The organism is Cellulosimicrobium sp. So1_17, from assembly GCF_055181235.1.
Genome location: NZ_CM143702.1, coordinates 3,808,340 through 3,829,199, shown reverse-complemented (window position 1 = coordinate 3,829,199; position 20,860 = coordinate 3,808,340). Strand labels below are relative to the sequence as shown.

The following is a 20,860-nucleotide window of genomic DNA, read 5'->3' as shown; positions in this document are numbered from 1 at the left end:
ACGAACGACGGAGGAGACGTGACGACAGGACCCGGGACCGCGGGCACGCCCGACGAGCCGCGCCCGGGCGCGCTCCCGGCCGCACGCACGGACCCACCCCCGGCCGTCGCGCCGGACGACGGCCTCGCGCTCGGCGAGTACGCCCCGGGTGGCGCCGTCGCGCTCACCGACGCCGAGCGCTGGCCCACGATCGACGCCGCCGGCCGCGACGCCCTCGACGCCGTGCGCCGTGATCCCGCCGCCCCGGTCTGGGTCCACGTCACCGGAGACCGGCTGCGCACCGACGACCTGCCCCTCCTCGACGACGTCGCGGCACGCCTCGCCTCGGGGTCACCCGACGAGCCGGACGGGACCGCGCGGTCCTCCGACGCCGCGGACAGGGTCACGCCCGGCAGGCCGTACACCGAACCGCCCGGCTGGGTGCGGGACCTCGTGGCCCGGGCGCACGCCGTCGTGCCGCGCTACCGGCGGGCCCGGGACCGCGGCGAGAGCGGCGCCACCTCACCCCTGGCCGCCGTCGCTCCCGTCACGCGCGACGACCTGCGGCACGACGTCGCGGCGTTCGTGCCCGTCGACGTGCCGCTCGGCCGCGTGCTCGAGGGGTCGAGCTCGGGCAGCACGGGAGCGGCGATCCGCATCCCGCTGCACCCCGTGGCGGTCGCGGCGGACCTCGTGCTCCTGCAGCACCTCGTCGCGGGCGCGGGCGCGGCCTGGGCGCCGGAGCCCGGCCGGCTGGGCCTGATGAACCTCGTGGACCAGCGGCAGGCGTTCACGTACGCGTCGGCGATGACGGGTTTCCGGCGCGGTCCGGGCGTCTCCGCGCCGAGCATGGCGCGCGTCAACCTCGACCCCGGCGCGTGGACGCGCCCCGGCGACCGCGAGGCGTTCCTCACGGCGCAGGACCCGCAGGTCGTGTCGAGCTCGCCGCTCCCGCTGCTCGCGCTCGCACGCCTCGCCGACGCCGGGCTCGACCTGCACCCCGTCGCGCTCGTCAGCGGGGCCGCGCACCTGTCCGACGTCGCACGGTCACGCCTGCGCGCCACGTGGGACGTCCCCGTCGTCGACCTCTACGGCCTGCGCGAGACGGGAGCCGTCGCGTCACGCGTCGACGGCGGGCCGTTCGTCGTCGTGACCGGTCGACGCGTGTGGGTCGAGATCCTCGCCGACGACGGCACCCCGGTCACCGACGGCGGCCGCGGCGAGGTCGTCGTCACCGTCGACGAGAACCCGTACCTCCCCCTCCTGCGCTACCGCACCGGCGACCACGCCCGGATCGTGCGGCGTGACGGGCGGGTCGAGCTCCACGACCTCGAGGGCCGCTCCCCCGTGCGGTACCTGAGGCCCGACGGTGCGTGGGTGCCGTCGGTCGACGCCGCCCAGCACCTGCAGGCGAACGGCATGGCGGCGTGGCAGCTCCACCAGGACGCCGACGGGGGCGTCGTGCTCGACGTCGTCCCCGACGCGCCGGGCGCCGCCGGGGCGAGCGCCGCGCAGGAGGCGGGCGCCGCCGTCGGGCAGCTGCTCGGACGGTCCGTCACCGTGCACGAGGTGAGCCCGGCCCGGCTCGGCGACGGCCGGGCACGCCGTTGGTCCAGCGACGTGCCCGGCGGCGCGGCGTGACGGATCAGCCCAGCTGACCCTTCGGGCGGTACACGATCGACGACGCCCGGTTGTCCATCGACCCCATCGTCGCGCAGCTCGGCGTGCAGTTCCGGCGGTCGCCCCCGTAGCTGTACGCGTCGTAGAACGTGCTCCAGCACCCCGCGACCGACTCGGCGGAGCTGATGACGTTGTTCTGCAGGAAGCTCGCCATGTTCGGGAAGCCGTAGGTCGACCCGGTGAAGCACCCGTTGCCGCCCTTGCCCCACAGGAGGGTCTGGCTGCCCCGGTAGCTCGCGTCGCGGTGGATCAGCCCGAGCACGAGCGAGGAGGCGGCGGCGGTGGTGCGCGCGTCGGCCGAGCTGCGCGCGTTCGCCGAGTCCACGGCGGCGCGCACGGCGGCACGGTCGTCCGCGACCACGCCCTCGGCCGCCGGTACGGGGCTGCCCGTCACGTGGGCGAGCGCGTCCTCGAGCGTGTCGAAGCACTCGACGAGCGACGGCGGGAGGAGCGACGGGTCCTGCCCGGCGACGACGGGCTGCGCCTGCGCGGTGCAGACCTCGTCGGAGGACGGCGCGGCGCCGGGCGCCGGGCGCTCCCACGTCTTCACGGTCAGGTCGGGTTCCACGGCCGACGCCACGGCCGGGACGGCGAGGGCCACGGCGGCGCCGAGGACGGACGCGAGCGCGGCGGACAGGAAGCGGGACGGGCGTCGCTGCATGGTTTCTCCTTCTGCGTGGGCCACGCCCCCGGTGTGTCGCACCCGTGGACCTGACGCGGGAAGGGGCCTCCCACGGGACAGCGTCGTCCCGTGCCCCCGGGCGGAATCCTAGGTTCCGGCAGCCGTCCTGTCGCGACCGGGTCGACGCTGTCCCTGGGCAACCAGGGCGCCGGGAGGTTACCGTGCAACGGGGGCACCCGTCCGACCGGTCGGCGCCTTCCCGCAGGGCCCACTTACGCTCCCCTCCACCCACCGGTCCAGCCGGGGAAATGAGTGTCGATGAAGCACCGTTCTCTGCCCGTGTCCCTCACCGCGGCCGCCGCGGGGCTCGCGGTCGTCGCCGCGGCCGCCGTCCCGGCCGTCGCCGCCCCACCACCGGACGAACCCGGCGGTCTGGCGGTCCAGCGGGACGCCGGGCTCGAGCCGACCACCAAGGTCGCGCCGTCGCTCGCCGCCGCCAGCGGGACGGTGACGGCCTTCGTGCAGCTCGACGCGCCGTCGGGCGTCGACCTCGCCGCGCAGGGCGCGAGCCCGCAGGAGGTCGAGGACAACGCGACCGAGGTCGCCACGCTCGCGGACGACGTCGTCCCGCAGCAGGCGACCGCGCGCAGCGCCGGTGCACGCAGCCCCCAGCAGGTCTCGGTGACGAGCACGCTCGTCTCGGGTGTCGTCGTCACGGGCGACGCGGACCGCGTGCGCGACCTCGCGCGCGACGACAAGGTGGTCACGGTCTACCGCATCATCCCCAAGGAGCGCACGAACAAGGGCACCGACCTGTTCACGCGCGCCGCCGAGACGTGGCAGAGCACGGGCCTCACCGGCGAGGGCGTGCGCATCGGCATCATCGACACCGGCATCGACTACACGCACGCGGACTTCGGCGGCCCGGGCACGCAGGAGGCCTACGACGAGGCGTACGGGGAGCGCGGCGACGGCCCCGTCCCCGAGGGGACGTACGACGAGGTGAAGTACCTCGGCGGCCACGACTTCGCGGGCTACGACTACGACGCCTCGGGAACCGTCGAGGGCACGACGCTCGTCCCGTCTCCCGACGAGAACCCCATCGACTCGCTGGACACGATCGGCTCGGGCCACGGGTCGCACGTCGCCGGCACCGCCGCCGGCTACGGCGTCACGGCCGACGGCACGACGTTCGACGGCGACTACTCGACGCTCACCGACATCTCCGAATGGAAGGTCGGGCCGGGCTCGGCGCCGGAGGCGGGCGTGTACGCGCTCAAGGTGTTCGGCGACCTCGGCGGCTCGACCGGCGTGGTCGTCGACGCGCTCGAGTGGGCGGCCGACCCGGACCAGGACGGCGACCTGTCCGACCGTCTCGACATCGTCAACCTCTCCCTCGGCTCGGCCGGCTCCCCCGCGGACGACCCGGAGAACCTCTTCATCGACCAGCTCTCGCGCCTCGGCACGCTGTCCGTCAACTCGGCGGGCAACTCGGGCGACGTGACCGACGTCGGCGGCTCGCCGGGCAACTCGCGCTCGGCCCTCACGGTGGCGAACTCCGTGGGGAACACCCAGACGTTCGACGCCGTGGAGGTCGTCGAGCCCGCAGAGCTCGCCGGCACGTACGCGGCGCAGAACTCCGTCGAGTACCGCGGCGAGGAGGACGTCACCGCACCGGTCGCGTTCGTCGCCGACGACTTCTCCGGCTGCCAGGCGTTCACGCCGGAGCAGGCCGCGGCGGTCGCCGGGAAGATCGCGTTCCTCTTCTGGGACGACGACGACGCGACGCGCGCGTGCGGCAGCGCCGCGCGCTTCAACAACGCCGAGGCCGCAGGCGCGGCGGGCGTGCTCCTGTCGTCCGAGCTCCAGTCGTTCGTCGCCGGGATCGCGGGCAACCAGGGCATCCCCGGTGCGCAGCTCACCGGTCCGAGCCACGCGGCGCTGCGCCCGGCGATCGAGGCGGGCACGGTCGTCATGACGATCGGGCCGTCGTACGCGATGGCGTCGTTCGTCGAGATCCCCGAGATCGCGGACACGCTCAACAGCGGGTCGTCGCGCGGCGTCCACGGGTCGCTCGGCGTCGTCAAGCCCGACGTCGCGGCTCCGGGAACCGGCATCGCCTCCGCCGCCTCGGGTCGCCTCGACGGTGCGGGCATCAAGTCCGGGACGTCCATGTCGGCCCCGCACGTCACGGGCATCGCGGCGCTCGTCAAGCAGGCCCAGCCCGGCTGGGGCCCGCAGGAGATCAAGACGTCCGTCATGAACACCGCCACGCACGACGTGTTCACGGGCCCGTCCGGGACCGGAACGGCCTACGGCCCGGAGCGCATCGGCTCCGGCCGCGTGGACGCGCTCGAGGCGGTGGGCAACACGACGCTCGCCTACGCGTCGCAGGCGTCCGACCTCGTGTCGGTCGCGTTCGGCGTCGTCGACGTCAGCGCGGCGACCGTGACGAAGCGCCAGGCCGTCACCGTGCGCAACACGGGCGACACCCCGGTCACGTACGCGACGGGCTTCACGTCGTCGAGCACGGCCGGTGGTGCGGCGGTCTCCGTCGCGCCCGCGACGGTCACCGTCCCGGCCGGGCAGCAGACGGTCGTCACGGTGACCCTCACCGCGGACCCGGCGACGCTCGAGAAGGAGCTCGACCCGACGTCGTCGGCCGACTCCGGCGTCGGCGTCCCGCGCGACTTCGTGTCCTCGGTGAGCGGACGCGTCGTGCTCACGCCGACCGACGGCAGCAGCGAGCTCCGCGTGCCGGTGCAGGCGTCGCCGCGACTGGTCAGCGACCTCACCGCCAAGCCGGTCGCCTTCGGCGCGCAGGCGGAGACCGCCGAGCTCGACCTCGACGGCCGGGGCGTCGCCTCGGGCGGCTGGTTCTCGCTGCTCGCGCCCTTCGAGCTCAAGGCGACGAGCCCTCGTCTCGAGGCCGACGCCTCGGAGGGCACGTCGGCGACGGCCATCGCCTCGGCGGACATCCGCGCGGTCGGGTTCTCCTCGACCGCACCGCAGCTCGAGGCCGCTGGCGACGACCCGGCCGACGGCACCATCGGCATCGGCGTCGCGGTCGACGGCCCGTGGGCGAGCCTCGGCTCGGTCGCGAGCCCCTCGGTCGAGGTCGACGTCGACTCCGACGGGTCCTCGGACTTCGAGGTCGCGGTCATCAAGTACAACAGCGAGACCGACCTGACCCTCGCGGCGACGTTCACCCTCAAGGACTGGACGGCTCCGGACGGCACGGAGCACGAGGCCGGCGACAACATCGACCTCCAGCCGGTGAACTCGCTCTGGGGCGACGTCGACACCTCGGTGTTCGACAACAACGTCGTCGTGATCCCGGTGGGCATCGGCTCGCTGGGGATCGAGGAGGGCACCGTCCCGACGTTCCAGGTGCGGACCTACTCGCCGTACGCCTCCGGCGCCGACCAGCTCGTCGACGCCACGGACACGTTCACGGGCGACCCGTACGACCCCGCCTACTGGTTCGACGGCGAGGACGAGCTGGTCTATCTCGGCGCGGACGACGCACCCGTCACGGTGCACCGGTCGGAGGCCGCTGCGGAGAAGGGCAGCGGGAAGCTCCTGCTGCTCCACCTGCACAACGCGACGCCGGGCAAGCGGTGGCAGACCGTGGACGTCACGACGTCCGACGCCGCCGTGGACGTCGCGGTGACCGCCGAGTCCCGCTGCCTCGCGGGCAAGGCCTACGTGGCCGTCCGCGTGCTCAACGAGTCCGGCGCACGGGCGGACATCGCGGTGAGCACGCCGTACGGAGACCGGACGTTCAACAACGTCAAGGAGGGCAAGAACGCGTACCAGGCGTTCGCCGTCCGCGACACGTCGGTCGAGGCGGATTCCGTGACCGTGGACGCCACCGCAGAGATCGACGGGGCCGAGGTCACGACGTCGTACGACGCCGCGTTCGAGGCGCTGAGCTGCTCGTAGGCTGCACGGCACGATCACGGCTCACCGACGGCGCCCGGTCCCCACGGACCGGGCGCCGTCGGCGTCCACAGCAGCACGACGAAGCCCCGCTGCCTCACGAGGTAGACCCCGGTCACGCGGGGTAGTACCCCGGTCACGCGAGGTAGTACCCCGGTCGCACGAGGTAGTACCCCGGCCACGCGAAGTAGTACCCCGGTCCGCGGTACCCCGGTCACGCGAAGTAGTACCGCGGTCAGGCGAAGTAGTACCGGTGGCCGCGAAACAGTTCCCCGGTCCGGTGCCGATGAGGCTTGATGGCGCCGGGCGAGCGAGGACCAGGGCGAGACGACCCCGGGAGGGGTGGGTGGGGCGCCGCGTCGTGGTGGGTCTGGCGGGAGCCGCGAGGAACGAGCGGCGGATGGTAGACGCGGCGCCCCACCCGCCCCGACACCCAGGGCGACCACGCGCCGTCGGGCACGACCGCGGTACCACCTCGCGCTACCCCGGTACTACCTCGCGCTACCCCGGTACTACCTCGCGCTACCCCGGTACTACCTCGCGCTACCCCGGTACTACCTCGCGCTACCCCGGTACTACCTCGCGCGGCCGCGGTCAGACGCGGGCGCCGAGGCCTTGCAGCTCGAGCACGAGACCCTTGATCGCCGCCGCGGGCACCTGCGCGTCGTCGGAGGCGACGATCCCCGCGATCGACGCGGGAACCTCCGCGTCCGAGCACAGGACGAGCGGGGTGTCCGCCGACGACGTCGGCAGGCGACCGTGCGACCCCTTCACGTACGACGCGTCGAGCGGCACCGTGCTCATCGCGTACCGCAGGCCGACCTTCTTCTTCACGAGGTTGAGGCCCGCCTTCGCCTTGGCGAGCGGGTCCGCCGGGTCGAAGAACAGCTCGGCGGGGTCGTAGCCGGGCTTGCGGTGGATGTCGACGCCGCGCGCGTACTCGGGAGCGCGGTCGTCGTCGAGCCAGAAGTAGTACGTGAACCAGGCTCCGGGCTCCGCCACGACGACGAGCTCGCCGGACCGCTCGTGGTCGAGCCCGTAGCGGGCCTGCGCCTCGCGGTCGAGCACCTCGTCGACGCCGGGCACCGCGCGGAGCAGGTCGGCGACCTTGCGCTGCAGCGCGGTGTCCTGCGGGTCGCCGAGGTAGACGTGCGCGACCTGGTGGTCCGCGACGGCGAACGCGCGCGACGCCCACGGGTCGAGCTGCTCCTTGCCGTCCTGGACGTAGACCTCGAGCAGGCCCTCGCGCCGCAGGATGCGGTTGAGGTGCACCGGCCGGTCGACGTCGGCGATGCCGTACTCCGACACGACGAGCACCGTGACGCCCTGGTTCGCGCAGTCGTCGAGCAGCGGCGCGAGCGTCGCGTCGAGCTCGGCCGCCGCGGCGTGGGCCCGCGGGTCGTTCGGCCCGAACCGCTGCAGGTCGTAGTCCAGGTGCGGGACGTACGTCATGGTGAGGTCGGGAGCGTGGGTGCGCAGGACGTGCCGCGTCGCGTCGACGATCCAGCGCGAGGACGCGATGGACGCCGTCGGGCCCCAGTACGTGAACAGGGGGAACTCGCCGAACCGCTCCACGAGGTCGTCGTGCAGCGCCGGCGGGCGCACGTAGGCGTCGGGAGACTTGCGACCGTCGGCGTGGTAGATCGGGCGCGGGGTGATCGTGACGTCCGTCGACATGCCCATCGCGTACCACCAGCAGACGTTCGCGCTGCTGTACCCGGAGCGCGCCGACCGCGCCGCCTCCCAGAGCTTCTCGCCCTCGACGAGCCGGTTGTGCTGGCGCCACAGGTACACGTCGCCGAGCTCGCGGAAGTACCAGCCGTTGCCGACGATCCCGTGCTCGGCCGGGCTCAGTCCCGTGAGCATCGTCGACTGCACCGAGCAGGTCACGGCGGGCAGCACCGTCGCGAGCTCGGACTGCCAGCCGCCCGCGGCGAGCTGGCGCAGCCGAGGCATGTGGGCGAGCGCGGTCGACGTGAGCCCGACGACGTCGAGCAGCAGCACGGGCTTCATGCGGTCCTCCTGGTCGTTCCTTCGGTGCCGAGCACGTCATCGGTCGCCGCCGAACCCGACATGGGGGTCGTTCTCGGCGTCGTGACGTCCTTCAGGTCGTTCTCGGCGAGGATGAGGTGGGTCGTCGCCCACCGCAGCTCGGCCGCGATGCCGGCGACGAGCGAGTCGGTCGCGGCGCCCTCGGGCAGCACGGACCACGTGTAGGTCTCGACGTCGAGGTGCGCCTCGTCGCCGTGCGGTACCTCCCGCACGGCCGCGACCGCGGCGCGCAGCACGTCCGTCGTCGCCGCGAGCGGCGCCTCGGGCTCGTGGTGCAGCGGCACGTGGAAGTGCACGCGCCACGGGCCCTCCGCCGGGAGCGCGTGCCCGACGCCGCCCCCCGCGTCGTGCCCGACGTCGCCCCCCGCGTCAGGACCCGGGCCGTCACCCAGCGCGTCGGGCAGGTCGTCGGCGGCGAGCACGGTGCCGTCGGCGGCGAGCTCGCGCACCTGGTGGATGTAGCGCTTCTCGACGAACCCGCCCACGGCGTCGCGGGCAGCCGCGCCGGACGGGTCGGCCACGTGCAGCGCGGCCGACGCCTGGACCTTGACGACGCGCAGCCCGGCGTCGGCGATCCGCCGCACCGCGCCCGCGGGGTCCGCGAACGACACCGCGAGGTGGCACGTGTCGAGGCACACGCCGACGTGCTCGGGGTCGATCCGCCGCTCGACGGGCAGGTCCGCACCGGACCGCGCGGAGAGCCACGCCACGACGTCCTCCACGGTGTCGAGGACGCACCCCGGCTCGGGCTCGACCGCGACGCGCACGACCTTGCCCGTGCGCTCACGCAGGTCCCGGAGCCCCGCCGAGAGCTCCGCGAACGCGCGGGTCGCCGTGGCGTCGTCGGCCTCGGACCACGGCTCGCGCCACGCGAGCGGCAGCGTCGAGATCGACCCGTCGACCCCGTCGGGGAGCAGGTCCGCGAGGACCTCCGCGCACTCGAGCGTGTACGCGAGCCGCTCGGGGTCGGCCCACGTGGGCGTGTACACGTCGAGCTTGACGACGTCGGCGTGGAACCCGCCGTACGGGAACGCGTTGAGCGTGTGGACCTGGAGCCGGTGCTCGGAGAGCGCCACGCGGAGCCGGTCCCGGTCGTCCGGCGACCCCGCGAGCCGGTGCGCGAGCACTGCCGGCATCCACAGCCCCACGCCGAGCACGTCCAGCCCCGCCGCCTCGCGCACGGGCGCGGCGTAGCGCGCGAGCTGGTCGAGCACGCCGTCGAGGTCCTCGGCCGGGTGGACGTTGGTGCAGTACGACAGGAGCATGTCAGGCCCGCACGCCGCGGAGCACGGACGAGCCCTCGAACTCCACGCCCGGGGTCGGGAGCTCCCCGGCCGTGAACCCCGGGACCGGGTCGAGCACGAGATTGCCCGACTGCCCGTAGAACTCCACGGGGTTGCGCCACAGCACCCGGTCGACGTCGTCCTCCGAGAAGCCCGCGGCGAGCATCGCGTGCCCGGTCTTGAGCGTCTTGAGCGGGTCGGAGCGGCCCCAGTCCGCGGCGGAGTTGACGATCATCCGCTCGGTCCCGTGCTCCTGGAGGATCGCGACCATCCGGTCCTCGTCCATCTTCGTGTCCGGGTAGATCGAGAACCCGGCCCACGCCCCGGCGTCGAGCACGAGGGCGACGTTCGTCTCGTTGAGGTGGTCCACGAGCACGTGCTCGGACGGCAGCCCCGACTCGCGCACGACATCGAGCGTCCGCCGCGTGCCCGCGAGCTTGTCCCGGTGCGGCGTGTGCACGAGCACGGGCAGCTCGACGGAGCGCGCCATCTGGAGCTGGCGCGCGAACACCTCGTCCTCCTCGGGCGTCATCGAGTCGTACCCGACCTCGCCGACGGCGACCACGCCGTCCTTGAGCAGGTAGCGCGGGATCTCGTCGAGCACCTCGCGGCAGCGGGGGTCGTTCGCCTCCTTGGGGTTGAGGGCGATCGTCGCGTGGTGCCGGATGCCGAACTGCGCGGCCCGGAACCTCTCCCAGCCGAGCAGCGAGTCGAAGTAGTCGAGGAACGACCCGACGTTCGTGCGCGGCTGCCCGAGCCAGAACGCCGGCTCGACGAGCGCGCGCACGCCCGCGGCGTACAGCGCCTCGTAGTCGTCCGTCGTGCGGCTCGTCATGTGGATGTGCGGGTCGAAGATGCGCATCAGGCGCTCCTTCCGGTGGTGGACGACGTGCCGGGGGTGGTCTGGTCGGGCCGGGTCGGGCCGGTGGTGACGTCGGACGCGAGGCGCGCGACGTCGTCGGGCACGACGCGCCCGGCCGCCCGGCGTTCCGCGGCGAAGTCGCGGGCCATGCGCGCGAGCTCGTCGTCCGCACGGTCGTCGAGACCGGCGACGGCGTCGAGGCTCACGCCCATGAACACGAGCTTGAGGACGGCGTGACGCCACGCGTGCTGGTCGAGGTGTGCGGCCGCGAACGGGCCCACCGCCGCGGCGACGAGGCTCTGGTCGTTGGTGCGCAGCGCGTCGGCGGCGAGCTCGGTCCCGACGGCGACGACGTCGGCGTCGAGCCTCCCGCGCTCGGTCAGGGCGTCGAGCCCGCGCAGGACGCCGCGCCGCTCCGCGGTGTCCCCGTGCTGGTACAGGTCGGCGAGCCGCGCACCGAGCGCGGCACCCCTGTCCGGTCCGAGCGCGTCGGCGAGCGCCACGACCAGCGACGCGCGGGCCGCGTCGTCGACGGTGCCGTGCAGGACGCCCGCGGGGTCCCCGTCCGGACGCAGCGCGGACCGCCCGACCTTGCGGCCGGCGAGCGCGAACGCGCGCGCGGCGGAACCGGGGTCGCGCGCCACCTCGGCGAGCGCGTCGGCGAGCCAGCGCTCGCCGGGGCTCCCGGTCGCGTCGTCGACCCGGTGGGTCTGGTCCTCGGTCATGGCACCTCCTGGGGGTGGGCGGGGGCGTTGCCCGCGGGCCACGCGTCGTGCAGCGCTGTCATGCTGCGCCGCGCGAGGCCCGGGGCGTCGTAGGAGTGGCGCGGCAGCTCGACCGCCGCGACGCCGGTGTACCCGACGTCCGTGAGCGTCGCGAGCACGAGGGGCAGGTCGATCTCTCCCTCGCCGAACGGCCGGTGCTCGTGGTGCGTCGAGGGCATGTCGTCGAGCTGCACGTTCGCGAGGTACGGGGCCGCGGCGCGCAGCGCGCCCTCGACCCCGTCGGGCTCGACGACGAGGCAGTGGCCCACGTCGACCGTGATACCCAGGCCGGGAGGGTCGCCGAGGTCGTCGCGCAGCCGCAGCGCGTCGGCGACCGTCTCGACGAGCATCCCCGGCTCCGGCTCGAGCGAGAGCCGCACGCCCAGGCCGTGGGCGTGCTCGACCAGGGCCGGGAGCCGCTCGCGCAGGCGAGCCCACCCGTCGGCCGGGGACGCGTCGTCGGGCAGGACGCCGGAGAAGAAGGAGACGCACTCCGCGTCGAGGCCCGCCGCGATCTCGACGGCCCGCTCGAGGAACCGCAGTCGCGGCTCCGCCTCGGCGTCGACGAGGGTCGGGCGGTGCTTGCGGTACGGGTCGAGGAGGAACCGCGTGCCCGTCTCGACGACGACGCGCATCCCCGCGCCGTCGCGCAGCCCCCCGAGGCGCGTCCGCAGCGCGTCGACGCGGTCGCCCCAGCCCGGGGCGAACGGGTCGAGGTGGGGGAAGCCGAGGGTCAGGGCGACGGCCTCGTAGCCCTCGTGCTCGAGGATCCTGAGCACGTCGTCGAGCGGGTGGTCGGTGAAGCCGTTCGTGCCGTACCCGAGCGCGAACGGGAGCGTGCGCTGCCCGACGCCGCTGCCCGGCTCGTCCCCGGCGCTCACGTCTCGCTCATCTCGGCCCGGCCGGGACGCCGTCCCGCGCGCCGGAGCAGCCGGCCGGCGACCTCCACGGCGGCGAGCACCCCGACGGACGCGAGGCCGCCGCCGCGGGCGGCCCAGGCCGCCTGGAGCGGCACCATCGCGCGGATGCCCGCCTTGGTCGCGGCGAACGCGTTGGCCGCGGACGGCGTCAGTGCGGCGTCCGTCTGGCGCGGAAGGCACGTCGCGACGTACGCCCCGGCGGCGGCGACCGCCGCGACGCGCGCGGTGCGCCCGAGGCCGTCGCCGCGCAGCGCGCCCGCGGTGACCGCCGCGGCCACGGCGAGCGTGCCGCCCCCGACGGCCGCGGCGACGGGCGTCGTCGTGCCGTGGACCTCGCCGCGCGAGAGCACGGTGACGCCCGCGGTGTGCGCGGCGAGCGCGGTCGCGGCGGGCAGCGCCGCGCGCAGGTGCCCGACCCCCGCGCCGAGCAGGACGTCGAGGCCGCGGCACGCCGCCATGACGACCGGGCCGACGGGACGGTCCTTGGCGACCGTGTCGTAGGTCCACACGCTCGCGGCGAGCGGCACGGCGACGGCGAGCGCGCGGCGTCCGCCACCGACGGCGGCGAGCCCGATCCCCGCCGCGGTGAGTCCCGTCGCCACCTGGAGCGCACGGCGCGGCGTGACCCGGCCCGACGGGATGGGCCGCTCGGGCCGCTCGAGCGCGTCGAGGTGCCGGTCGGAGTAGTCGTTGAGCGCCATGCCGCCCGCGTACAGGCACGCGGACGCGAGGGGCAGCAGAGCGCGACGAGGGGTCGTCCGGTGCCCGGCGGCCGCCGCGCCGGCGAGCGTGTCGCCGACGACGGACAGGACGGCAGGGGCGCGGACGAGGTCGAGGTGGTCGCGCAGGGTGGGGCTGGTCGGCGGGCTGGTCGGCAGGCTGGTCGACACGGTCACGCCCGGTCGTCGGGCGCGACGACGTCGCCCGTCGAGCCGTGCATCCCCGCCCTCCCGACGACGCGGGCACCGGCGTCGCGCACCCAGTCGGCGAGCGCGACGGTCTGCGTCGCGAAGTCGTGCACGTCGCTGCCCCACGGGTCCTTGAAGAAGAACCCGAGCTCGGGCACCGGACCGGCGCACCCTGCGGCGTCCGCGAGCGCGAGGAGGCGCGCGAGGTCGAGCACGAGCGGCGCGGCGAGCATCGAGTCGTACGCGGACCACGTCGTCTGGAGCGTGAGGCGCGAGCCGAGGAAGCCCTCGACGTGCACGTGGTCCCACGCGACCTTGATGTCGCCGAGGTCGGGGACGTTGTCGATGTGCAGCGGGGTGACCTGGCTGCCCGTGAGGTCCTGGAGGCCGCGCGTCTTCGACGCGAGCTTGCTGCGGACGGCCTCGGGGTCGGCGAGGGTCGCACCGTCGCCGCCGCCGAGCAGGTTCGCGCCGGCCCACGAGAGCACGCGCAGGCCGCGCGCGGCGAACGCGGGCGCCAGGATCGTGCGCAGCCAGGTCTGACCGGTCTTGCCGTCCTGGCCCGCGACGGGCACGCCGCGCTCGCGCGCGATCTCGACGAGGACGGGCAGGTCCATGCTCGCCGACGGCGTGAAGCCGGCGTAGGGCGCGCCCGCGAGCAGCGCCGCGTACGCGACGACGGAGCTGGGCGGGAGGACGGCGCGGTCCGGGTCGGCGAGGGCCGCCTCGAGCAGCGCGCGGTCGGAGAACTCCGGCGCGGGCTCGGGCAGCGGCTCGGTGGACGCGAGGTCGACGACGACCACGCGCGCGAGACCGTTGCGCTCGCGGAAGTCGGTGATGTCGGCCGCGAGGCGCTCGGCCGCGGCCTGCTGGGACTCGCGCGGCCCCTGCGCGAGGACGCCCGGACGGGCGTCGTAGCCCCGGCGCACCTCGGCGTCGGCCCGCTCCAGCGCGGCATGGGTCGAGGCGAGCAGGCGCGGCGGGATCATGCCGGCCTCGACGAGGAGCTCGGCGTGCTTCGCCATGGAGACGTCGGTGATGTCGTGACCGCCGACGACGAGGTCCGCGAAGGCGGGGAGCGGCGCGGAGGCGAACGGCTCCTGCGCGGTGACGCACCCGGTGGGCGCGGCACGGCCGTCGACGATCGCGGCGAGGCCGAGGGTCGCGGTCGTCGCGACCGACCCGCGGGCCCCGACGAGCCACAGACCGGTCCGACCAGAGGCGTTGTGGTGCATCGTTGCTCCCGTTCCCGTCGGGCACGCGCCGGGGCGCGGACCCAAGTGTCGCGACGATGGCTTCACTGCCACCGCCGGCCGGTGCCCGCAGCACACGGGGAGTGTGCCCGAGGCGACGGCCTGCAGCGACCCTAGTCACACTTTTGTCGGTGGTCAATCAAAAGCAGTTCGGTTCTGCTCGCACTCGCCGCAGGGCACGACAAAAGCCGCGACGGAGACCGCCCCGGTCCGCCGCCGAACACGACCTGGCGGTCGTTCTGGGCCCCAGAACGACCGCCAGGTCGTGTTCGGCGCGGAGAAGGGGGCGGCGGGTCAGGGGGCGGCGGCGAAGTCGAGCTGCTCGTCCGCGACGGCGAGCACCGACCAGGTGCTCCCGCCGGCGTCGGTCAGCTCGTACGCCGGGACGAGCACCGCAGCGCCGTCCGGCTGGTGCTGGACGGCCGCGCCGAGCCGCGCGTCGGTGATCGTCACGTCGGTCACGGGCCACGCGAACCGGCTGCCCTCCGCGACGGTCGGCGGGACCGTGGGAACCTCGGCCTCCTCGGGGGCGACGCCGATCTCGGGGACCGCCGTCCCGACGTCCTCGCGTGCCCACGCGATCGGGCCCCCGCCGGAGAACCGCGCGTCGCCGAGCCGCTCGACCGCCGCGGCCGGGCTCACGACGTCGTACGTGCCGAGCGGCACGCGCGGGGCGAGCGACCCGTACAGCGACGACATGCCCGCGCCGGAGAACGTCGCACCCCACGCGACGCCCGTGCGCCGACCGTCCACGACCTCGTACGCCGACGCCGTGGTGGACCGCGGGGCGCCCTGGTCGGCGGGCTGCTCGTCCGCGACGACCTCGAACGCACCGGCGTCGAGGCCCAGCTCGCCGAGCACGGCGCGCAGCTGCGCGACCGCGTCGTCCCCGCTCGGCGGCGCGCCGTGGTCCTGCTCGACGCACGCCCCCGGGTCGACGGCCGACGTCCCGTCGCCCCCGTCGGTGGAGCCGCCCTCCTCCGCGGGCATCGGCGTCACGACGACGCAGCCCCACGGGTCCTTCGTCGGGTCGTTGAACGACACGCTCGCGAGACCGTCGGGCTGGAGCGAGACCTGCGGCCCCGTCCAGTCGCTCGACCCGACGGCGTACGCGCCGTACTCCTCGCGGACCTCCCCCTCGACCCCGAGGGCGTCGGCGACGCGGCGTGCCGTCTCCTCCGAGAACACGGCCTGCGCGTCGTACGCCCAGGCGTCGGCACGACCCCCCTCGGTCGGCAGCCCGTCCTGGTGGAACACGGTGCGCCCGCCCCAGCTCCCCCCGTAGGCCATGTCGGTCGCGGCGCGTGAGGCCTCGAGCTGGCTCTGGACGCCGCCACCCGCCGCGTCGGACGCCGCCGCCGACTCCTCCTGCGCCGACGACCCGAGCTGGATCGGGGCGAGAGCGGTGCTGGCGGCCTGCTCGTCCGACGCGCTCCCCGCACCGGTCCCGGCGCCGAGCGCGTAACCGCCCCCACCGACCACGAGCACGCCCGCGACGGCCGCGGCCACGAGCAGCGGCGCACGACGACGGCGCGCGGCGAGCACGTCCGGCACCACCGGGAGCTCGACGACCGGTGCCGCCGCACCGGCGTCGCCGGTGCCGGTGCGGGTGTCGGCGAACGCCTCGGGAGCGCGCTCGCGGACCGCCGCCTCGATCACGGAGAGGTCGGGCGTCTCGCCGGCGGCCGGGTCGGCGGCCCGCAGCCGGTCCAGGACGACGTCGTCGGTACCGGCCGGACCGGAGCCGTGGACCGTCTCCGTGCTGTCCGCCGGCTCCGGGACACCGGCCCGCTCGGTCCGGTCAGCGGGTGCCGCGGTGGGCTCGTCAGGGGTGTTCGTGGTCATGTCGACTCCAGGTACTGCGCAGGACGCGGGTCCGACGGTTGCGTCGTCCACCGGGCTTGTGTCGTCAGGCGCCGGTCTCTTGCGGGGCACGCGCCGCGGCGACCGACCCGTCGTCGTCCCACGCGGCGCGCAACCGGGCCCGCGCGCGCGACAGCGCGGCGTCCGCCCCGCCGCGGGACACCCCGAGCACGGCCGCCAGCTCGTCGCCCGTCAGCCCCTCCCACGCGTGGAGCAGCAGGATCCGCCGGTCGCGCGGCGACAGGGCGACGAGCGCGCGCCGCACCGCGTCGTCCTGCACCACGACGTGCTCGACGTCGGCACCCGCGTCCGACTCCTCCGGCACGTCGGCGACGGGGACGGCCCGGGCCTTGCGCCGATGGTTGGCCAGCACGAAGCCGGCGGTCCGGTACAACCAGGGCAGCTCGGCGCCGTCGGGCACGTCCTCGCGACGACGCCACGCCGTCGCGAGGACCTCGGCGGCGAGGTCCTCCGCGTCGGGGCCGACGGCGCCCTGACCGGTCGGCAGGCGGCGACGGAAGTAGCGGTACAGGGCGCCCGAGTGCGCGCCGAAGAGCACGGCGAACCACGCGGCGTCGTGCGGTGCGTGGTGCGGTGGGTCGTGCGGCAGGTGCTCGCGCGCGGCACCCGACGTCGCGTCGGGCGTCTCGTCGGTCGTCACGGCGGCTCCTGTGTCGTCGGCTGTCGTGGGCTGTCGTCGGCTGTCGTCAACCGCTCTGTGTCGCGGACCGGCGGGTCCTTGCACGACGGCGTCGTCGGCTTTCGCGAGCACCTGGGCCGGCCGCGGGACGGGCGACCGCCCGGGACGGGAGCGGCCCCAGGATCACCCGTACCTCACCCGCTCCGGGCACGATCCTGCCACCGTCGACGCCCTACGCTGAGCACCATGAGCGCCACCGACGCCGCCGGCGGGGCGGAGCACCAGCAGGCCGCGCCGGAGGGACCGCGACGCCGCCGCGGCCGCTGGGGACTCTGGGTGGGCTGGTCGCTCGTCGCGCTCGGCGTCCTCCTCCTCGTCGGAGCCGCGCTCCTCGTCCGTGACGCCCTGACCGCACGCGACGCCCTCGAGGAGGCGATGGCCGAGGTCCCGGCCGCGGAGGAGGCGCTGCGCGCGGGGGACGTCGAGACGGCGTCCGCGCTCCTCGCCGATGTTCAGCCGCTCACCGCGACCGCGCGCGCGAGCACCGACGGGTTCCTCTGGACGCTCGCCGCCCACCTTCCCGTCGTCGGGCAGGACGTGCGCGCCTACTCGGCGTCCGCGGCGACGGTCGACGACCTCGCCACCGACGTCCTTCCCCCGCTGTCCCAGGTGCTCGCGGTCGTCGACGGGGACGCGGTCACGATCACCGACGGCAGGGTCGACCTCGCACCGCTCGAGGCGGCGGCCCCGCTGACGGCCCGTGCGGCCGCCGCGTTCGACGACATCGACGCGCGCCACGCGCAGGTGGACCGCACGGCGCTGCACGCGGAGGTCGCGGAGCCGTACGACCGGCTCGTCGCCGCGACCGACGAGCTGCGCCCGCTCGTGCGCACCGCCGATCGCGTCACGACGCTCGGACCGGCGATGCTCGGTGCCGACGGCCCTCGCCGCTACCTCGTCCTCGCGCTCAGCAACGCCGAGCTGCGCGCCGGCGGCGGCATCACCGGGGCGCTCGCCGTCCTCACGGTCGACGACGGCCGGGTCGTCCTCGAGCGACAGGCGGCGACCGGCGACGTGCCGCCGTTCGACGAGCCGGTCCTGCCGCTCGTCCCGGGTGTCGAGCAGCTCTACTCCGACCGTGTGGGGCGCTTCGTCCAGGACACGACGCTCACGCCCGACTTCCCGACGGCGGCCGCGCTCTCCGCCGAGATGTGGGCGCAGGCCCAGGGCGAGCAGGTGGACGGGGTCCTCGCGACCGACCCCGTCGCCCTGTCCTATCTCCTCGAGTCGACGGGACCCGTCGACGTGGCGGGCACGACCGTGGACTCGACGACCGTGGTCCGCACCCTCCTCTCGGACGCCTACGCGGAGCTCGAGCCCGGACCGGCGACCGACGAGTTCTTCGCGACGGTCGCCTCGTCGGTCATCGGCACGTTCCTCGGCGGCGGCGGGGACCCTGCGACGGCCCTCGACGCCGTCGGTCGCGCCGCGGACGAGCACCGCCTGATGCTGTGGTCCGCCCACGCCGACGAGCAGGAGAGCCTCGCGGGCACCGTCGTGGCCGGAGACGTCGACACCGCGGACCGCGCCGCGCGCTCCGTCGGGGTGTTCCTCAACGACGGCACCGGCGGGAAGATGGGCTACTACCTCGACACCGCCGTCCGGCACACGGGGAGCCGCTGCACGGCCGACGGCCGCGTCGACACGTTCGCGGCCGACCTGACCTCGACCGCTCCGGCAGACGCCGCGACGAGCCTGCCGTGGTACGTGACCGGCGGCGGGATCTACGGCGTCGCCCCGGGCGTCATCCGGACGTTCGTCGTGCTCTACCCCCCGCGCGGCGAGAGCGCCACCGACGTCCGTCGTGACGACCGTCCGGCGCCGGGTCAGCCCGGGACCGTCGGCGACCGCGCCGCCGTGTCGGTCATGGTGGACCTCGCGCCCGGCGAGACCACGACGGTCACGTTCGCCACGACGTCGGCCCCTGCCGACGACGCCGCTCCCGACCCCTCGCCCGGACTCCTCGACGTGTGGACGACCCCGACGGCGCGCACGCCCGGCCTGCAGACGGTCGAGGTCCCGGTCTGCGGCTGACCACGGTCCCGCGGGCTCCGACCGGAGCCGAGGACCGCCGCCGAGCGCAGCGCTGTGCGACGCCCCGATCGTTGGCTGACGGCCGTCGTCACCGCCGTGAAGGGTGAATTCGCGTCACGGACCGGTAACGATGCCCCGGTGGCATTCTTTTCACCCGGACGATCGTCCAACTCGAAGCGCCGACATCGATACTGTGGCCGCAGCCCGACTTTCCGGGAGGGTGGCAGGGCAGCCGTGGCCGGGTATCAGCGCCGCTGCTCGCCGGCTCCCTCCTTCCAGCACCGCACCTCCTGAGACCGAGACGAGGAAGCCATGAGCAGCTCGAGAGGGCTCCGCCGCGCGAGCCGGACGCTCGCCGTCATCACAGCCGTCGGCATCGCCGGCCTGCTCAGCGCGCCGGCCGCCCAGGCCGCCACCCCGACCGACGACTCGTACGTCCCGCCGGAGCCCACGATCGACCTCACGGTCCTCGCCCCCGTCTGCGACGGCGACGTGCCGTACCTCGACTACGCGGTCGACGTCACGGGCACGGAGAACGACACCGTCACCATCACGTGGCAGAACCCCTCCGGCGACGACGTCGTCGAGTCCGGGCTGCCGCTCAGCGGTCGGGTCATCTGGCCGGGCGCGGTGGTCGGTCCTGACGGCCGTGGTGCCGACTGGCCCGGCTGGCGCCTGGAGGACGGCGAGTGGGTCGTGGGCGACGAGTTCGACTGGGTCCGCCCGTCGGTCGAGGTGCTCTTCGAGGTCAACCCCGAGACCGTCGTCACGGTGGACTACCCGCCGTCGTCGCCGAACTGTGCGACGAACCCGCCCGGCGAGGAGGACCCGCCGCCGCCCGCCCAGCAGGTGTCGAACCCGGTGACGTCCGCGTCGAGCGACGCGCCCGGCCTCGCGGACACCGGCGCGACGGTCGGTCTGTACGCGGCGATCGCCGGCGGTCTCGCGGTCGTCGGCGCGGCGATCCTGCTGCTGACGCGCCGGACGCGCAGGAGCTGACCGGCTCGTCCGGTCAGCCGGACGGCCCAGGTCCACGACGACGGGCTCCGCACCTCGCGAGGTGCGGAGCCGGTCGTCGTGCAGGAGCCCTCAGGCCGGCCAGGACCCGGCGGCGAGACGTGACCCGAGACCTTCGAAGGCCCAGCGGTCGACGACGAGCACCGGCCCGCCGGGAGCGTCGGAGACGTACCACTGCAGCTGGTCGGCGGTGCGCACCTCGGTCCCGGAACCGTCGACGCACGACAACGTCCAGCGGGTCAGCGTCGCGGGTGTGCCGCCCACGACCGCCTCCGACTCCTCGGCCGCGGCGACGGGCTGGGCCGTGAGCGCGTCCGCGCCGGGGCAGGTCGCGCCGTCGGGGACGTGCGCCGCGGCGGGGTCGACGCCGTCGAGCGCCGGCCCGGTGAGGATGTCGAAGCTCGGGCACACGGCACCCTCCGGGCACCCCCCGGCACGCACCTGCGTCACGCCGTCGTCCGGCTGGATCACGGACCAGTACTCCGCGGCGGGCAGGACGAGGGGCCCCACGGCGACCTGACCGCCGTGCTGCGCGTGGTCGCCGTGCTCGGCGTGGTCCTCGCCCGCACCGGCAGGGCCTGATCCGCCGGCGTCGGACGCCTCCGCGCCGGACGTCTCCGTGGGCTGTGCGCCGTCGGGCCCGCTGCCCGCACCCGGGGCCCCGGTGCACGACGCGAGGAGGCCGACGGCGAGCGCGACCGCCAGGACGTGACCGGAGCGTGCCGCTGCACCCGGCAGCGGTGGCCGCGGCGCGGCCCCCTCCGTCCTCGGGTGTGCGGGACGTCCGCCGGACTGGGGACGAAGGATGCCGCGACGCAGGTGCACGGTGACTCGCCTTTCACGATCGGAGCGACCCCGTAGCCCACTGGGGAGGGCGGCGGGGTGACCTCGACGGCCCGTCCACGCCGACGAGCGCAGCGGGGCGTCGAGATCGGGGAGATCCACACGGGTCGAGGGCCGCGGGTACGGGTTTCCCCGTAC

15 protein-coding genes are annotated in these 20,860 nt (G+C 75.0%); 4 read left to right on the top strand and 11 right to left on the bottom strand.

What is annotated here, in order from left to right; all coding sequences use genetic code 11:
* The first annotated feature begins 18 nt into the window (after positions 1–18).
* Positions 19–1,620, top strand: coding sequence for an acyl-CoA synthetase family protein (locus ACZCLJ_RS16905; protein ID WP_463104593.1), 1,602 nt, complete (start codon positions 19–21; stop codon positions 1,618–1,620).
* 4 nt (positions 1,621–1,624) lie between these two features.
* Here the strand turns inward: ACZCLJ_RS16905 and ACZCLJ_RS16900 are convergent, their stop codons facing one another.
* The gene (locus ACZCLJ_RS16900) at positions 1,625–2,320 is read right to left on the bottom strand and encodes a hypothetical protein (RefSeq protein WP_463104592.1); all 696 of its coding nucleotides are present in this window, start codon (positions 2,318–2,320) and stop codon (positions 1,625–1,627) included.
* 279 nt (positions 2,321–2,599) lie between these two features.
* On the opposite strand from ACZCLJ_RS16900, the gene ACZCLJ_RS16895 reads away from it, so the two are divergent.
* Positions 2,600–6,226: a S8 family peptidase gene (locus ACZCLJ_RS16895; RefSeq protein ID WP_463104591.1), complete on the top strand. Its 3,627-nt coding sequence runs from the start codon at positions 2,600–2,602 to the stop codon at positions 6,224–6,226.
* A 591-nt stretch (positions 6,227–6,817) separates the two neighbouring features.
* On the opposite strand, the gene ACZCLJ_RS16890 is transcribed toward ACZCLJ_RS16895, so the two are convergent.
* The 9 genes from ACZCLJ_RS16890 to ACZCLJ_RS16850 all read right to left on the bottom strand — a co-directional run bounded on the left by ACZCLJ_RS16890 (position 6,818) and on the right by ACZCLJ_RS16850 (position 16,789).
* Positions 6,818–8,236: an alkaline phosphatase family protein gene (locus ACZCLJ_RS16890; protein ID WP_463104590.1), complete on the bottom strand. Its 1,419-nt coding sequence runs from the start codon at positions 8,234–8,236 to the stop codon at positions 6,818–6,820.
* Positions 8,233–9,540 carry a metabolite traffic protein EboE gene (gene eboE / locus ACZCLJ_RS16885; RefSeq protein ID WP_463104589.1) on the bottom strand — a complete coding sequence of 436 codons (1,308 nt, stop codon included), beginning with the start codon at positions 9,538–9,540 and terminating at the stop codon, positions 8,233–8,235. Before eboE ends, ACZCLJ_RS16890 begins: the two co-directional genes overlap by 4 nt.
* A gap of 1 nt (position 9,541) precedes the next feature.
* Positions 9,542–10,420, bottom strand: coding sequence for a TatD family hydrolase (locus tag ACZCLJ_RS16880; RefSeq protein WP_251150575.1), 879 nt, complete (start codon positions 10,418–10,420; stop codon positions 9,542–9,544).
* Positions 10,420–11,145, bottom strand: coding sequence for an EboA domain-containing protein (locus tag ACZCLJ_RS16875; protein ID WP_463104588.1), 726 nt, complete (start codon positions 11,143–11,145; stop codon positions 10,420–10,422). Before ACZCLJ_RS16875 ends, ACZCLJ_RS16880 begins: the two co-directional genes overlap by 1 nt.
* A complete protein-coding gene (locus ACZCLJ_RS16870) occupies positions 11,142–12,065 on the bottom strand; it encodes a sugar phosphate isomerase/epimerase family protein (RefSeq protein ID WP_463104587.1) in 924 nt (307 codons plus the stop codon). The genes ACZCLJ_RS16875 and ACZCLJ_RS16870 overlap by 4 nt, the downstream gene beginning before the upstream one ends.
* Positions 12,062–13,000 (bottom strand): SCO3242 family prenyltransferase, encoded by a 939-nt coding sequence (locus tag ACZCLJ_RS16865; protein ID WP_463104586.1) that lies wholly within the window; start codon positions 12,998–13,000, stop codon positions 12,062–12,064. The genes ACZCLJ_RS16870 and ACZCLJ_RS16865 overlap by 4 nt, the downstream gene beginning before the upstream one ends.
* Positions 12,997–14,247 carry an inositol-3-phosphate synthase gene (locus ACZCLJ_RS16860; protein WP_463104585.1) on the bottom strand — a complete coding sequence of 417 codons (1,251 nt, stop codon included), beginning with the start codon at positions 14,245–14,247 and terminating at the stop codon, positions 12,997–12,999. The genes ACZCLJ_RS16865 and ACZCLJ_RS16860 overlap by 4 nt, the downstream gene beginning before the upstream one ends.
* Positions 14,248–14,559: 312 nt before the next feature.
* Positions 14,560–16,110 carry a hypothetical protein gene (locus ACZCLJ_RS16855; RefSeq protein ID WP_463104584.1) on the bottom strand — a complete coding sequence of 517 codons (1,551 nt, stop codon included), beginning with the start codon at positions 16,108–16,110 and terminating at the stop codon, positions 14,560–14,562.
* A gap of 64 nt (positions 16,111–16,174) precedes the next feature.
* A complete protein-coding gene (locus ACZCLJ_RS16850) occupies positions 16,175–16,789 on the bottom strand; it encodes a sigma-70 family RNA polymerase sigma factor (protein ID WP_353050402.1) in 615 nt (204 codons plus the stop codon).
* A gap of 225 nt (positions 16,790–17,014) precedes the next feature.
* Here ACZCLJ_RS16850 and ACZCLJ_RS16845 point away from each other — a divergent pair, with 225 nt between their 5' ends.
* Positions 17,015–18,862: a DUF4012 domain-containing protein gene (locus ACZCLJ_RS16845; protein ID WP_463104583.1), complete on the top strand. Its 1,848-nt coding sequence runs from the start codon at positions 17,015–17,017 to the stop codon at positions 18,860–18,862.
* Positions 18,863–19,174: 312 nt separating this feature from the next.
* The gene (locus ACZCLJ_RS16840; protein ID WP_251150081.1) at positions 19,175–19,861 is read left to right on the top strand and encodes a peptidase; all 687 of its coding nucleotides are present in this window, start codon (positions 19,175–19,177) and stop codon (positions 19,859–19,861) included.
* Positions 19,862–19,951: 90 nt separating this feature from the next.
* Here ACZCLJ_RS16840 and ACZCLJ_RS16835 read toward each other — a convergent pair whose 3' ends face one another.
* Positions 19,952–20,704 carry a hypothetical protein gene (locus tag ACZCLJ_RS16835; RefSeq protein WP_463104582.1) on the bottom strand — a complete coding sequence of 251 codons (753 nt, stop codon included), beginning with the start codon at positions 20,702–20,704 and terminating at the stop codon, positions 19,952–19,954.
* Positions 20,705–20,860 lie beyond the last annotated feature (156 nt).

Bases quoted from the DNA above. Each gene is read 5' to 3' on its own strand.
- ACZCLJ_RS16900 (WP_463104592.1), bottom strand. From the start codon at position 2,320: ATGCAGCGACGCCCGTCCCGCTTCCTGTCCGCCGCGCTCGCGTCCGTC.
- ACZCLJ_RS16895 (WP_463104591.1), top strand. From the start codon at position 2,600: ATGAAGCACCGTTCTCTGCCCGTGTCCCTCACCGCGGCCGCCGCGGGG.
- ACZCLJ_RS16890 (WP_463104590.1), bottom strand. From the start codon at position 8,236: ATGAAGCCCGTGCTGCTGCTCGACGTCGTCGGGCTCACGTCGACCGCG.
- eboE (WP_463104589.1), bottom strand. From the start codon at position 9,540: ATGCTCCTGTCGTACTGCACCAACGTCCACCCGGCCGAGGACCTCGAC.
- ACZCLJ_RS16880 (WP_251150575.1), bottom strand. From the start codon at position 10,420: ATGCGCATCTTCGACCCGCACATCCACATGACGAGCCGCACGACGGAC.
- ACZCLJ_RS16875 (WP_463104588.1), bottom strand. From the start codon at position 11,145: ATGACCGAGGACCAGACCCACCGGGTCGACGACGCGACCGGGAGCCCC.
- ACZCLJ_RS16860 (WP_463104585.1), bottom strand. From the start codon at position 14,247: ATGCACCACAACGCCTCTGGTCGGACCGGTCTGTGGCTCGTCGGGGCC.
- ACZCLJ_RS16855 (WP_463104584.1), bottom strand. From the start codon at position 16,110: ATGACCACGAACACCCCTGACGAGCCCACCGCGGCACCCGCTGACCGG.
- ACZCLJ_RS16845 (WP_463104583.1), top strand. From the start codon at position 17,015: ATGAGCGCCACCGACGCCGCCGGCGGGGCGGAGCACCAGCAGGCCGCG.
- ACZCLJ_RS16840 (WP_251150081.1), top strand. From the start codon at position 19,175: ATGAGCAGCTCGAGAGGGCTCCGCCGCGCGAGCCGGACGCTCGCCGTC.